This is a genomic window from Pectobacterium colocasium (genome assembly GCF_020181655.1).
In the GTDB taxonomy this organism is placed as follows: domain Bacteria; phylum Pseudomonadota; class Gammaproteobacteria; order Enterobacterales; family Enterobacteriaceae; genus Pectobacterium; species Pectobacterium colocasium.
Genome location: NZ_CP084032.1, coordinates 2,868,663 through 2,881,307 on the forward strand (window position 1 = coordinate 2,868,663; position 12,645 = coordinate 2,881,307).

The following is a 12,645-nucleotide window of genomic DNA, read 5'->3' on the forward strand; positions in this document are numbered from 1 at the left end:
CTCCCGTTTTCATTCTGCAAATAGAACGGTATAAGGACGGCACCCCCTTCAACATGAAGGCCGTCCACAGCAATCCTCCGTGCAGGCGGAGTAATCCCTTCACAAATAAAGATGTGCTACGTTCAGTCTTTTGATTTTATGGGGTTGGCTCGCGTAAAAAAATCGCGCAGAGGTGTACATGACCGCCGGATGAGCGGCATGGACGCCGCGAAAGCCTGCGCCGCGTCGGGAGCGCGTCGCAGGCGGTCCGAACAGTGGGCATGAACACCGAAGGCACCGCGAAGCGGCGCGATTTACCGCGAAAAGCCAGGGGTCACGGGGCGACGGCAACTGAGCCGCCCCGTGTCGGGCGCGTGCAACGCGAGTTGCAGAGAATGCCCCTTCTTAATGCGCACGAAACCTTCGTCGTAACAATAGAAACAGCAAGCACTGTAACAACAGAAACAACAAAAGGGCGATAGATATCGCCCTTTTACTATTTAGATGAAGATAACTTACTTGCCGGTGGTTGCCTGAACCGACAGTGACGCTTTCGCCTGCCCGACGCTGCGTTCGATAACCGCACGGCGCGTGTCGTTTTGCGGTAATAGCTTCAACATCGCTTCCCAGGCGTTAATCGCATCCTGATAGCGCTGGGCTTCATAAGCATTGAAAGCCAGCAGGCTCAGCACGCGGACATTGGTCGAACCGGAATTCATCAACTCACGCAACATGTCACCACCGCGCTGGCTATCACGCGGATCGGTGGAGCGCGACAGCAGATCGGCATAATCCAGTGCCAGATCCGTATTTTTCGGATCGAGCTGGAACGCCCTGGCAAACGCCTGCACGGACATGTCGTAGTTGTTCAGTAATCCCGCAATGCACCCCAACATCCACCAGTCTTGTGGATTGTCTGGCTGGGCTTCCAGTTGACTACGCAGCCCCAAACCGAGACGTGCGACCTCTTCAAGAGTCAGCGGTTCAGCGTCCGGATCTAATGCTCGCTTCATCAGATCCGGCGTTAACGCAACAATCTGCTGCAATTCCTGTACGCGATTAACCGCCGAGGTTTTCCAAAATACGCCGAGGCTGACCATAACCAGCAACAGCATGCCCGGCAGCAAAATCCAGCGGTTTAGCGGACGCTGCTGTGCCTTCGCGCCGTCGGGAATATCCTGCAATAGCGTATGCTGGAGTTCTTCAACCAGTTGAGCGCGCTCCTGCTCATTGGCCACATCCGCAGTCAGCTCACGCAGACGGTCGCGATACAGCGCCTGATTGATCGCATCGCGATCGTATTCGCCCCGTGACGACCACGGTGCAAGCAGTAGCGCAGAAAGCGCCATCAGCGAGAGCACAATGGTTGCAGTCAGTAGCATCATTCCGATTTCTCCTCACGTCCCAACAGCGTCTGCAAGCGCTTTTTATCCTGTTCGCTCATGGGTTCTTTGGCGCTTCGGATGCGGTGTGCACGCCGAATAATCATCCACGCCCCCGCAGCCAGAAACAGCGCAGGCAGCAGCCATAGCAGGATAGTGAAAGGCGTGATCGGCGGTTCATACGTCACAAAGTAACCGTAGCGATCCACCATATAATCGACAACCTGCTCTTTCGTTTGCCCCTGTTGCATCAGCTCATACACTTTCTGCCGCATATCCGAGGCAATCATCGAATTGGAATCGGCAATGCTGTTGTTTTGGCATTTCGGGCAGCGCAGTTGCATGGTTAATTCACGAAACTGTTGCTCCTGCGTGTCGTTGTCAAAACGCAGTACCTCGGAGGACGCCAGTACGCTGAACGACAGCAGCAATGCACCAAGGAAACTCAGCACTTTCATGCGCCCCCCTCCTTGCTGTATTTCTCCCACAGCGGTTGCAGCGTTTCTTGCCACACCTGCATGTTGAGATCGCCTGCGTGGCGATAGCGAATGATGCCTTTCCCGTCGATCAGGAAGGTTTCCGGTGCGCCGTACACGCCCAAATCCAGCCCCAGCATGCCATCACCATCAAACAGGCTCATTGCATAGGGGTTGCCTAGCGTCTTCAACCACTCCACCGCTTTGGGGCGTTCATCTTTATAATTCATGCCTACGACGCGAATCCCCTGCGCCGCCAGCGTGTTGAGAAATTGATGCTCGGCACGGCACGTCGGGCACCAGGTCGCCCAGACGTTCAGCAGCAGCGGTTTGCCATCGCTCAGTTCAGATTGGTTATAGACCTTTCCCGGTTGATCCAGCGATTCAAGACGAAATGCGGGAATCGGTTTACCAATCAGAGCCGACTCCAGCCTCATCGGATCGTCACCGTCGCTGTTGCGCACCAGTTGCCACAGCAAGGCCACCGCCAGCAGTAAAAACAGGACGAGCGGGATTAACAAGATTTTGCGGCTCATGATGATGCCTCCCTAACAGCGCGGCGCAGGCGATAGCGCGGATCGAACATACACAGGATGCCGCCTAACGCCATCAGCGCGCCGCCGTACCAAATCCAGCGGACAAAGGGTTTGTAATACAGCCGTATCGCCCAGCTCCCGTCATCCAGCTTTTCACTCAAGGCGGCGTAAAGATCGCGCGTCACACCCGCATCAATGGCGGCTTCCGTCATGATCGCGCCGCTGGTGTTGTAAAAGCGTTTTTCCGCCTTCAGTGTCGCTTCCGGTTTGCCGTTGTGCGTCACCTCAATCGTTCCTTTAGCGCTTTGCCAGTTCGGCCCCACGACATCACGCACGCCTTGAAACGTAAAACGGTAATCGTGGATCTGAATACTGTCGCCCACCCGCATCCGCACATCCCGCTCAACGCTATAATTCTGGCTAAAGGCGATCCCGACGACCGTCACCGCCAGCCCAATATGACCACACACCATGCCCCACTGGCTCAGTGAGAGCGTGGTCAAACCGCGCAGCAGACCATGACGACGGGTGGAACTGGTATGCAGCTCGAACACCGTTAAAAAGAACACCCACAGCGCCATCGACAGACCAACCACCGTCATGGCAACAAGGGAATCCTGTAACAGCCACGGCAGCAGCAGCGACAGCGCGGCGGTCACGGCCAGTGCAATCAGCAGCAGCTTACGCAGCTTCTGCGGCTCATCGCGCCGCCAACGAACCAGCGGCCCTACGCCCAGCAGTAAGGCAAACGGTGCCATTAACAGGGTAAACATGGTGTTGAAGAACGGTGCACCAATCGAGATGCTGCCTAAACCCAACTGCTTATGCACCAGCGGCAGCAGCGTTCCCAGCAGTACCACAAGCGTGGCCGCAATCAGGATCAGGTTATTGCCGAGCAGGAAAGTCTCACGCGACCAGAGCGAGTTCGTTACCCGCGCCCGTACCCGGTTGCCTTTGATGGCAAACAGCAGCAAAGAACCGCCGATGACAATGACCAGAAACGCGAGAATAAACATGCCGCGCGCCGGATCGGAGGCAAACGCGTGCACCGATACCAATACGCCGGAACGTACCAGAAACGTCCCCAGCAGGCAGAGCGAGAACGCGCCGATAGCCAGCAGTACCGTCCAGGCCTTGAAGCTGCCGCGCTTTTCGGTGACTGACAGCGAGTGCAACAGCGCTGTGCCCACCAGCCACGGCATCAATGACGCATTCTCTACCGGATCCCAGAACCACCAGCCGCCCCAGCCGAGCTCGTAATAGGCCCAGCCCGAACCGAGTACGATACCCAACGTCAGGAACGACCAGGCGGCCTGCGTCCACGGTCGCGACCAGCGTGCCCATGCGCTGTCCAGTCGCTCAGCCAGCAGCGAAGCGACGGCAAACGCAAACGCCACGGAAAACCCGACATAGCCCATGTAGAGCAAGGGAGGGTGGAAGATTAACCCGACATCCTGCAACAGCGGGTTGAGATCGCGCCCGTCAATAGGGTAGTCCGGCAGCGTACGCGTAAAGGGATTCGACGTCAGTATGATGAACAGCAAGAAGCCGACATTTATCATTCCCATGACAGCCAGCACGCGCGCGACCGCATCCAACGACATTCCCCGGCTGAATACCGCCACGGCGAAGGTCCAGCCGCTCATCAGCAGCACCCAGAGCAGCAGCGACCCTTCATGTGCCCCCCACGCTGCCGCCACGCGATACCATACCGGTAACGCGCGGTTCGAGTTGTTAGCCACGTAGAGGACGGTGAAATCATTAATCACCAGCGCATGCACCAACACGAGGAAAGACGCCAAAATACAGGCAAACAGCGCCCAGGCAAGCGGACGCGCCAAGGCCATCAGGCGGGTATCCTGACGCGATGCGCCCCACAGCGGATACACGCTAAGCAACAGCGCGACACCCAGCGCCAGACAGAGCAGATAATTGCCCACTTCAGGCATCATAACCGTTTACCCTCAGTGGTCGCCGCCGGCGCATGACCGTGCTGTCCTTCCATCGCCGCTTTAATTTCCGGTGGCGTGTAGTTTTCATCATGTCGGGCCAGCACTTCTTTCGCCATAATATGATCGTCGGTGTCCAGAATGCCCTGCGCCACCACCCCTTGCCCCTCGCGGAACAGATCTGGCAGCATCCCGTTATAAGTCACATCCACTGAACCCTGCGCATCATAAACGGTGAAGCGGACTTCCAGACTTTGGCTGTCGCGGTGCACACTGCCTGGCATCACCATGCCGCCGACGCGCAAGCGCTGCCCGATCGCCGGTTTTTCCTGCGTTTCGTTCTTGCCGTAAAGAATTTCGCTGGGCGTATAAAAGAGGTCAATATTTGAACTCAGCGCATAGAGCGTCAACGCAATCGTCAACACCGCGCCACAAATGACGGCCAAAATGGCATAGAGGCGGGTTTTACGCGGGGCACTCATTGCACCACCTCCATCGTTTCCGACTGACGGGCCGTACTCTTGCGCTGCTCGCGCGCCTGCTGGCGGCGTATATCATTCAGCAATGTGCGGCGATGCCAGAGGGTATGCCCGATCAATGCACTCAGCGGTAACAGCGTTAGCACCACGGCCAGCCAGACGTAAAAGGCATAGCCACCCATCGCAAAGAAATCCTGCCAGCTTGTGAACGCGATGTTCATCGTGCGACTCCTCCTTTATTGACCAACGCCGCAACCCAGGGCGCGCGGCGCTGCTGCTCCAGTATCAGGTTACGCAAACGCATGAGTGACAACGTCACGAAAAGGCTCATGAATCCTAACATCATGATTCGCAGTGGAAGACGCATGGCGGGATCGATCGTTTTCTGCATTTTTGTCGATCCCTGATGCAGGGTATTCCACCACTCGACCGAGAAATGGATGATGGGTAAGTTCACCACGCCAACCAGCACCAGAATCGCCGCCGCACGACCGGCAAGACGGCGATCGTCAAACGCGTTGTAGAGCGCAATGATGCCCACGTACAGAAACAGCAGAACGAGTTCCGACGTCAGGCGTGCATCCCAGACCCACCAGGTTCCCCACATCGGTTTGCCCCAGGTAGACCCCGTGGTCAGCGCAATAAAGGTAAATATCGCGCCGACCGGTGCCATCGCCGCCACGGCAAGCTCTGCTGTTTTGGACTGCCGAACCATCCCGACAAGCGCAAACATCGCCATCACGGCATAGACGCCCATCGACCACACGGCTGCTGGCACGTGCAGGTACATGATGCGATACCCTTGCCCTTGCTGATAATCCGCCGGCGCAAACCCAAATCCCAGCAGACAACCGCCGATCAGCAGCGCGGCGCTAAGCAGGGCAAACCAAGGGATAAGCCTGCCGCACAGGCCATAAAGGCGATCCGGCTGCGTAAGCTGATAGTGCTTTTTCAACATAACGTGTGCTCACTCTGCTAAAACTCATCCCAACGGGACGATGAATGCGATCCTGAGATCGGAAAATTATTGTATGCTCACCCGCAATGCCGCCGCCGTGGCAAACGGACTCAGGGTGGCGCTGCCTGCCAGAAAGGCACCAAGGATCGCCAGATACCCACCGACCGGCAGTTGCATCATCGCGGCCTCGACCGCCGCCGTCGCAAAAATCAACAGCGGTATGGTGAGCGGCAAGACCAGCAGGCTTAACAACACGCCGCTGCGGCGCAGCCCGACCGTTAATCCCGCGCCAATAGCACCCAGAAAACTGAGCGTGGGCGTGCAGAGCAACAGCGTTAACGCCATCACCCACCAGCCGTGGCTGTCCAGCCCAAACAACAGCGCCGCCAGCGGAGAAAGCAGTAACAGCGGCAGCCCGCTGACCATCCAGTGCACCACGACTTTCGCCAGCACCACTAACGGCAGCGGCAACGGCAGCAGCGTCAGTTGTTCCAGCGAACCGTCCTGATAGTCGTCGCGGAAAAGCCGATCCATTGCCAGCAGAGACGCGAGCAATGCCGCGACCCACACCACGCCCGGCGCGACACGCATTAAGAGCTGCGGCTCCGGCCCGATGGCCAGAGGGAACAAAATGATGACGATCAGGAAGAACCACAGCGGATTGAGGATTTCCGCGTTATTGCGCAACGCGACGCGCAGCTCTCGGGCAATCAGACGCCGCATGATGATGCTCCCTCACTCGGCGTAAGCGGGATACAGCGAATAGCCTGAGCGAACGGACGCAGCGGCTGGTGGGTGGTTAAAATGATGATGCCACCGCGCGCAATATGGTGTTCCATACGTTGTGTCAGCATTTCGACGCCCGCCACATCAAGCGCGGTAAGCGGTTCATCCAGAATCCACAGCGGGACGTCGGTAAGCCACAAGCGCGCCAGTGCGACGCGCCGCTGTTGCCCTGCCGAAAGACGCGCCACGGGCACGTCTTCATACCCTGCCAGCCCGACAGCAGCCAGCGCCTGCCAATGTGCATCCTGATGGTGTTGCGGATAGAAAAAGCGCAGGTTTTCTTCAGCGGTCAGGACGCTCTTGATACCCGGCTGATGGCCTAACCACAGAAGCTGCTGGTTAAACTGCTCGCGCATACGATCAATACGTTGCCCCCGCCAGCAGATTTCCCCCGATTCTGGCGTCGCCAGGCCGCTTAAAATACGCAACAGCGACGTTTTACCCACGCCGTTAGCGCCGGCAATCTGCACCATTTCTCCGGGGCTTGCCGTAAACGACAACGCGCTGAACAGCACATGCTCATCGCGTATGCAAACCACGTCGCGCGCTTCTAACATCGGGGTGTACTCCTACTTTCTCAGTGGCTATAGAATAACATGCTGCCCTTACTCCCCCTCTTGGGGGCCGTAACCCTAAAGAGTTAATCTCTTTTATTGAGATCAATAAAATCGGTGATTCCGGTTAGCCTCGCCATTATGACGGCGTCAAAAGTCGTGCAGGCACCGCTGAACAGAGGAGGAATCACCTACTATTTCTGACTGTTCTTCAGCAGCGTTGCCGTGTTGATCGCCTCGATCAACTGAGCACGATTGAGCCGCGGGCTGTAGGTATCCAGCAGGCGCTGCCAAAGCGTAATCGCGCGCGCATAGTCCGCTTTCAGGAACGCATCAGACGCCAGCAGCATCAGCGCCGTCACTTCATTGGCATCCAGCGCCAGCGCTTTATCGACCATTTCCTGCATCGATGGCGTGACGCTCTGACCCGCCTGGTAATACAGCACTGTCGCCAGTGCTGAATACAGCTCCGCGCTATCGTCCCTCAGCGCAATCGCCTGCCGATAGGCGCGCAGCGCGTTGTCATACGCGTTGCGGTAAAGATAATATTCACCCAGTTCAGCCCAGAGGACGCTGTCGCCCGGCGTTTTACGAATGTTGCCCTGCAAGGCAGCAAGCTGCTTTTCCTGCTGCTGCGCGGCACTAAAATCGTGTAGCGGATCGGCCAGCCGCTGGCGTTCCGCCTGAACAAGCGCCCCGCGCTGGCTCAACGCGTAAAGGGCTCCACTGCTCACTAAAATAGCGACGATCGCGACGACAACAGCGAGGATGGGCATCGGACGCGGCACGGCGGGCGGAGATGGCGCTAACGGCAAGTCATGAATCAGCTCACGACTCAACCGCTTTGCCTCATGTTCGGAGAGGTGGTTCCCTGCCTGCTCGCTCTGAAACTGCCAGAGGCGCTCGGCTACACACGATAGCTTGTCTTCCCCCTCCGGTTTACGCTGGGGCAACAGCGGCCACAATAGCCCAGCAACCAGCGCGACACTCGCGGTAACGATGAACACGATAGTTAACAGGTTTAGATTTAACAGGCTCATTGGCGTCCTCCCCGATTCTGTTGTCGAATCACTCGCCACGCGATAACGGCAATCGCTAACAGCAACAGCAGCGGCGTGAGCCAGAGGATGCTGGTTTGCATTTTCATCGGAGGGTTGTACTGAACAAAATCGCCATAGCGTTGATTCATAAAGGCGATAATGTCTGACTTGTCCTTGCCCTGCGCCACCATGGAAAAGACCTCATGGCGCATGCTGACCGCGACGGGCGAATTCGATTCCAACAGGCTCTGGTTCTGACATTGCGGACAGCGCAATTCGCCAGCAATCGCCATCGCGTCCTGACGCTGTGCCTGACTGGCAAACACCCAGGTATCCACCACCTGAGCCTGCACAGAAAACGCCAGCAGCATAAGAAGAAACACAATGTGTTTAGTCATACGCTCTTCGCCCTCTGAACCACCCCAGCAGTGCGCCCGCCACCATCAACATGCCGCCGCCCCACACCCAGCGGACGCCAGTTTGCACATAGAAACGCATCGCATAGCGGTTTTCGCCGGTTTTCTCTCCCATCACGGCATACCATTCCCGGATCGGCCCCCAGGCAATGCCCGGTTCAATCATCTGCTGTTTGCGTGCGTTGTAATAACGGCGCTCCGGCATAACGCGGGCGATTGGCGAGTTGCCACGATAAATCGCAATCATGGCCTGCTCTGCGGTGTAATTCTGCGCGGCCACTAAATCCAGCTGTAAAAAGCGAAATTGGTAGTCGCCCAGCGTGACCTGTTCTCCCTGCCCCACGTTGACGCTGATTTCCTGCTTGCTGCCCGCAGAAAATGTAATCCCCAGAGCAAACAGCGCCACGCCCGTATGCGCCAACAATGCAGGAAGCTGCTGACGTATCGCCGACAGCGGCTGCAACCACTGCGCGGCCATGACCCAGCCGATCAAACCCGCAGCCAGTGCGACGGCATACCCATGCGGCCATAAGACCAGCACGGTGACGACGCCGACCGCCAGCGTCATGAATAAGCGCCAGGCAGGCCACCGCGCGCTGCGTTTCCAATAGCCACCTGCCGCTATCCCAATGAGCAACAGCATCACCCCGCCGAAGGGCAAGAGCACACGGTTAAAATAGGGCGCGCCCACGGAGATCTTTCCCCACCCCACCAGCCCGTAAATCATCGGGTAAAGCGTGCCAAGCAGCACCACTAGGGCGACGGCGCTGAATAACAGCAGCACCAGCAGTAGCACGATTTCCCGCGACCAGCCGGAGAAGCGGGCAGCAGAGCGGACAAGCTGAGCACGCCAGCCATAAACCGCCAGCGCCGCCATACTCAAGCAGGTAAACAGGATAAATAGCGGCACCGCACGGTCATGTTCGAGAGCAAAGGCATGAACGGAAACCAGTATCCCCGAACGCACAATCAGCGTGCCCAGCAGGCATAAAATGAACGTCAGCAGCGCCAATATCAGCGACCAATGGCGGAAGATGCCGCGCATGCGGGTGACAGACAGACTGTGTAGTAATGCGCTGGCCGTGAGCCACGGGAGTAGCGAGGCGTTCTCTACCGGATCCCAGAACCACCATCCTCCCCAGCCCAGTTCGTTATAGGCCCACCACGATCCGAGGATAATGCCCAGCGTTAACAGGCTCCAGGCGGGCAGCGTCCAGCGCCAGCAAATCCAGGCGACCGGTGCCGTAAACGCACCGTGAATCAGCGCCGCTAACGCCAGTGCCGCACTTACGGTTAACCCGCCATAACCCAGATAGAGCAACGGCGGATGGAGGATGAGGCCAATGTGTTGCAGCATGGGGTTGAGATCCCTCCCCGCTACCGCAGGCGGGAAGAGACGCGCAAAGGGATCGGAGAAAAAGACAATGAACACCAGCAGCGCGGTCGCTATTACCGCCAGCACCGCCAACGTCAGTGGGAACAGATCGTTTGTCGCCTTACGATAGCGGCAAGCGAACGCGGCGCTCCAACCAGTTAAACATAACAGCCACAGCAGCAGCGATCCTTCATGTCCGCCCCAGACCGCCGCCATTTTTAGCCCCAGCGGTAAATCACGATGGCTATGCTGGGCGACGTAGTTAACGGAGAAATCATCCTGCACCACGCTCAGCGTCAGCGCGACAAACGCAAACAGTACCAGGCCAAACAGCACCAACGTCCAGCACCGCGCCAGTCGGTACGTGCCCGACCAGCGCAGGGAGTAGCCTGAAAATGTCAGCAACGCCGTCGCTACACCGGCGCACACCGCCAGCAACAGCGCCACATATCCACATTCTGGCAATAGCAACATCAACAGGCCTCTTGCTGGGAATTAGACAACGGTTAACTGCCCCGCATAGAGGATAAAGAAGCGCAGGAGCAAAACGCCCACCAGACTCAGACCACAAACCGCCAGCACGCCATACGGTGAATGCTGTCGGCTAGCCCATGACTTGAGCAGCAAGGGAATGACTAACCCAATCCCGACCACGCCCAGCCAGAACCACGCGGCCCAGAATCCCCCGGCCAGCGCGGCCACCAGCGCGCGCTGCTTTCCATCGTCCCCTAAGGCGAGGCCGATAAAGAACGCGAACAGTAAGAAGATCTCTAACCACACGACTGGCGTTTCAACGCGGTGTACAAAATGCGCTTCTTCGCTATGCGGATTGCGGCGATAACGGCAGGCCATGGCGATCAACGCCACCGCAGCACCAGAGGACACCCCTGAGAACAGGAACAGCGCGGGTAAGATCGGATTATTCAGCAGCGGATAGGTCTTCAGCGCGGAAAGTAAAAATCCGGTGTAAGCCCCTAACATCACCGCCAGCAGCAGCATCACAATATCCAGCGATTTCTGCATCGGTGCCAGCCAGCCAAGCACTCGGGGAACGAGAGTCAGCTTCGGTAGCCAGCGCTGTTGCAGCACGATAACCTGCTTGCTGAAAATGTTGGCTAGCCACACTGCCAACGCCGCCATGTAGACCTGAAACAGCATGACGCCAACCGACATCACCGAGGTAAAGCTGTAATGGAACATGAGCTTCCAGAACGTCCAGGGACGCGTCAGGTGGAAGATCAGGATCAGCAAGCCCAAAATGATGGTGCACGGCGCGAGAATCAGCGTTGTGCGCATTAGCGTACTGTCTGCGTTTGCCTGTTCGGGGTGGTAACGCCGCAGTAGCGCCGACAGCGTCACCAGCCCCGCAGAAATACCCACCAAAAACAGATAAATCGCAATCGGCCAGTCCCAAACTAACGAAGCAAAATGGAATGCGCTTGAAGACACGGGCGTCATTGATGAACCTCCCCGTATTTAAACGGTACGCGATAAACCTTAGGACGAGTGCCGAGCGCGATTTTGTAGCGATACGTCGGCTGTTGACGCAGCAGGCGGGAAATCTCGCTGTCGGGATCGTCAAGGTTGCCGAACGTCAGCGCGTTAGTCGGGCAAGACAGCACGCAGGCGGGCAGTTTTCCGGCTTTCAGGTTGGTCTTGCGGCAAAAATCGCACTTATCCGCCGTTTTCGTCCGCGGATGAATAAAGCGCACCTGATAAGGGCAAGCAGCAATACAGTATTGGCACCCGACGCACAGATCGGGATTCACATCTACAATGCCGTTTGCCGCATCGCAATACGACGCTCCGGTAGGACACACGTCAACACAGGGTGCATGATCGCAGTGCTGACAGGAATGACGGAAAAAACGGTATTTCACGTCTGGGAAGGTCCCGATCGGTTCGCTGCGAACGATCGTCAGGCGTGATACCCCTTCCGGCACCTGATTGACCTCCCGACAGGCATCCATACACGCCGTACAGCCGATACAGCGCGATTCATCGTGGATCATGCCGTAGCGGATACCGTTGATATTCAGCGTCTGTGCGACGACTTGCCCCGCCGTACTGGTGAGGGCAATTAACCCCCCCATACGGGCAATAAATTGACGACGAGAGCAACTCATGGCTGCCTCTTATTACCCAGATGCACTGAGGCTGGGTTGAAATCGGGGTTATTGCGCTGCTCGCTATGACAGTCCACGCACAGTTTGATGCGACTCTTGTCGTTCAGCGTTTGCATACTATCCTGCGTAGGGTGCAACTGGTGGCAGCTGGCACACGCCACTTTTGTTACGTGCACATCGTGCGGCCAAAACGATTTTTGCAACTGTTCCGGCGTATGGCATGACATACAAACGCTGTTTTGCTCTTCCACCTTGTACATTGGGACGTTAAAGCGCATGACATCTTTAACGCCTTCGCGGTGCAGCAGCGACGGTTTGCCGTGGCAGTTAGTACAGGTCAACTGCTGTTGATTATGCGGATTGATGGCGGTGGCATGTTTACCCTTCATGCCATCCTCTTCCGGTTTATGGCACTGTAGACAAGCCTCATCGGGATTACGCTGGGGCATAACCTCCCACCGCTCTCCTTTTTCCGCCTGAGGTGCGGGCTGCGTCAGCCCTGGCAATGCCCAAAGCATGCCTGATACCAGCACCCCGGCAGTCAATAACGAACGTAATACGCTCATATCCACTCCACTCTATGTTCGCC

General features: G+C 57.2%; 15 protein-coding genes. All 15 read right to left on the reverse strand.

Annotation, left to right across the window (positions count from 1 at the left end; translation table 11 throughout):
• Positions 1-494 precede the first annotated feature (494 nt).
• The 15 genes from ccmI to nrfB all read right to left on the reverse strand — a co-directional run bounded on the left by ccmI (position 495) and on the right by nrfB (position 12,622).
• Complete coding sequence (ccmI, locus tag LCF41_RS12815) at positions 495-1,364, reverse strand: c-type cytochrome biogenesis protein CcmI (RefSeq protein ID WP_225084943.1); 870 nt, start codon at positions 1,362-1,364, stop codon at positions 495-497.
• Positions 1,361-1,819 carry a cytochrome c-type biogenesis protein gene (locus LCF41_RS12820; protein WP_225084944.1) on the reverse strand — a complete coding sequence of 153 codons (459 nt, stop codon included), beginning with the start codon at positions 1,817-1,819 and terminating at the stop codon, positions 1,361-1,363. The genes ccmI and LCF41_RS12820 overlap by 4 nt, the downstream gene beginning before the upstream one ends.
• Positions 1,816-2,373 (reverse strand): DsbE family thiol:disulfide interchange protein, encoded by a 558-nt coding sequence (locus LCF41_RS12825; protein ID WP_180742715.1) that lies wholly within the window; start codon positions 2,371-2,373, stop codon positions 1,816-1,818. The genes LCF41_RS12820 and LCF41_RS12825 overlap by 4 nt, the downstream gene beginning before the upstream one ends.
• Positions 2,370-4,325, reverse strand: a complete 1,956-nt coding sequence (locus LCF41_RS12830) for a heme lyase CcmF/NrfE family subunit (RefSeq protein WP_225084945.1) — start codon at positions 4,323-4,325, stop codon at positions 2,370-2,372. Before LCF41_RS12830 ends, LCF41_RS12825 begins: the two co-directional genes overlap by 4 nt.
• On the reverse strand, positions 4,322-4,804 hold the full coding sequence (gene ccmE, locus LCF41_RS12835) for a cytochrome c maturation protein CcmE (RefSeq protein WP_225084946.1): 483 nt from the start codon (positions 4,802-4,804) through the stop codon (positions 4,322-4,324). Before ccmE ends, LCF41_RS12830 begins: the two co-directional genes overlap by 4 nt.
• On the reverse strand, positions 4,801-5,022 hold the full coding sequence (gene ccmD, locus LCF41_RS12840; protein WP_225084947.1) for a heme exporter protein CcmD: 222 nt from the start codon (positions 5,020-5,022) through the stop codon (positions 4,801-4,803). The genes ccmE and ccmD overlap by 4 nt, the downstream gene beginning before the upstream one ends.
• Positions 5,019-5,759 carry a heme ABC transporter permease gene (locus tag LCF41_RS12845; protein WP_225084948.1) on the reverse strand — a complete coding sequence of 247 codons (741 nt, stop codon included), beginning with the start codon at positions 5,757-5,759 and terminating at the stop codon, positions 5,019-5,021. The genes ccmD and LCF41_RS12845 overlap by 4 nt, the downstream gene beginning before the upstream one ends.
• A 66-nt stretch (positions 5,760-5,825) precedes the next feature.
• The gene (ccmB, locus tag LCF41_RS12850) at positions 5,826-6,482 is read right to left on the reverse strand and encodes a heme exporter protein CcmB (protein ID WP_005970933.1); all 657 of its coding nucleotides are present in this window, start codon (positions 6,480-6,482) and stop codon (positions 5,826-5,828) included.
• Positions 6,470-7,102, reverse strand: coding sequence for a cytochrome c biogenesis heme-transporting ATPase CcmA (ccmA, locus tag LCF41_RS12855; RefSeq protein ID WP_225084949.1), 633 nt, complete (start codon positions 7,100-7,102; stop codon positions 6,470-6,472). Before ccmA ends, ccmB begins: the two co-directional genes overlap by 13 nt.
• Before the next feature lie 191 nt (positions 7,103-7,293).
• A complete protein-coding gene (gene nrfG / locus LCF41_RS12860) occupies positions 7,294-8,139 on the reverse strand; it encodes a heme lyase NrfEFG subunit NrfG (RefSeq protein WP_225084950.1) in 846 nt (281 codons plus the stop codon).
• Positions 8,136-8,537: a heme lyase NrfEFG subunit NrfF gene (gene nrfF / locus LCF41_RS12865; RefSeq protein ID WP_225084951.1), complete on the reverse strand. Its 402-nt coding sequence runs from the start codon at positions 8,535-8,537 to the stop codon at positions 8,136-8,138. The genes nrfG and nrfF overlap by 4 nt, the downstream gene beginning before the upstream one ends.
• Positions 8,530-10,404, reverse strand: coding sequence for a heme lyase CcmF/NrfE family subunit (locus tag LCF41_RS12870; RefSeq protein ID WP_225084952.1), 1,875 nt, complete (start codon positions 10,402-10,404; stop codon positions 8,530-8,532). The genes nrfF and LCF41_RS12870 overlap by 8 nt, the downstream gene beginning before the upstream one ends.
• Before the next feature lie 21 nt (positions 10,405-10,425).
• On the reverse strand, positions 10,426-11,388 hold the full coding sequence (gene nrfD / locus LCF41_RS12875) for a cytochrome c nitrite reductase subunit NrfD (RefSeq protein ID WP_225084953.1): 963 nt from the start codon (positions 11,386-11,388) through the stop codon (positions 10,426-10,428).
• On the reverse strand, positions 11,385-12,056 hold the full coding sequence (gene nrfC / locus LCF41_RS12880; RefSeq protein ID WP_225084954.1) for a cytochrome c nitrite reductase Fe-S protein: 672 nt from the start codon (positions 12,054-12,056) through the stop codon (positions 11,385-11,387). The genes nrfD and nrfC overlap by 4 nt, the downstream gene beginning before the upstream one ends.
• Positions 12,053-12,622: a cytochrome c nitrite reductase pentaheme subunit gene (nrfB, locus tag LCF41_RS12885; RefSeq protein ID WP_225084955.1), complete on the reverse strand. Its 570-nt coding sequence runs from the start codon at positions 12,620-12,622 to the stop codon at positions 12,053-12,055. The genes nrfC and nrfB overlap by 4 nt, the downstream gene beginning before the upstream one ends.
• Positions 12,623-12,645: the final 23 nt, after the last annotated feature.

Excerpts from the sequence above, each read along its gene's own strand:
- ccmB (WP_005970933.1), bottom strand. The coding sequence starts at position 6,482 with ATGCGGCGTCTGATTGCCCGAGAGCTGCGCGTCGCGTTGCGCAATAAC.
- nrfB (WP_225084955.1), bottom strand. The coding sequence starts at position 12,622 with ATGAGCGTATTACGTTCGTTATTGACTGCCGGGGTGCTGGTATCAGGC.
- ccmA (WP_225084949.1), bottom strand. The coding sequence starts at position 7,102 with ATGTTAGAAGCGCGCGACGTGGTTTGCATACGCGATGAGCATGTGCTG.
- ccmD (WP_225084947.1), bottom strand. The coding sequence starts at position 5,022 with ATGAACATCGCGTTCACAAGCTGGCAGGATTTCTTTGCGATGGGTGGC.
- LCF41_RS12820 (WP_225084944.1), bottom strand. The coding sequence starts at position 1,819 with ATGAAAGTGCTGAGTTTCCTTGGTGCATTGCTGCTGTCGTTCAGCGTA.
- LCF41_RS12870 (WP_225084952.1), bottom strand. The coding sequence starts at position 10,404 with ATGTTGCTATTGCCAGAATGTGGATATGTGGCGCTGTTGCTGGCGGTG.
- nrfC (WP_225084954.1), bottom strand. The coding sequence starts at position 12,056 with ATGAGTTGCTCTCGTCGTCAATTTATTGCCCGTATGGGGGGGTTAATT.
- LCF41_RS12845 (WP_225084948.1), bottom strand. The coding sequence starts at position 5,759 with ATGTTGAAAAAGCACTATCAGCTTACGCAGCCGGATCGCCTTTATGGC.
- LCF41_RS12825 (WP_180742715.1), bottom strand. The coding sequence starts at position 2,373 with ATGAGCCGCAAAATCTTGTTAATCCCGCTCGTCCTGTTTTTACTGCTG.
- ccmE (WP_225084946.1), bottom strand. The coding sequence starts at position 4,804 with ATGAGTGCCCCGCGTAAAACCCGCCTCTATGCCATTTTGGCCGTCATT.
- nrfD (WP_225084953.1), bottom strand. The coding sequence starts at position 11,388 with ATGACGCCCGTGTCTTCAAGCGCATTCCATTTTGCTTCGTTAGTTTGG.
- nrfG (WP_225084950.1), bottom strand. The coding sequence starts at position 8,139 with ATGAGCCTGTTAAATCTAAACCTGTTAACTATCGTGTTCATCGTTACC.
- ccmI (WP_225084943.1), bottom strand. The coding sequence starts at position 1,364 with ATGATGCTACTGACTGCAACCATTGTGCTCTCGCTGATGGCGCTTTCT.
- LCF41_RS12830 (WP_225084945.1), bottom strand. The coding sequence starts at position 4,325 with ATGATGCCTGAAGTGGGCAATTATCTGCTCTGTCTGGCGCTGGGTGTC.
- nrfF (WP_225084951.1), bottom strand. The coding sequence starts at position 8,537 with ATGACTAAACACATTGTGTTTCTTCTTATGCTGCTGGCGTTTTCTGTG.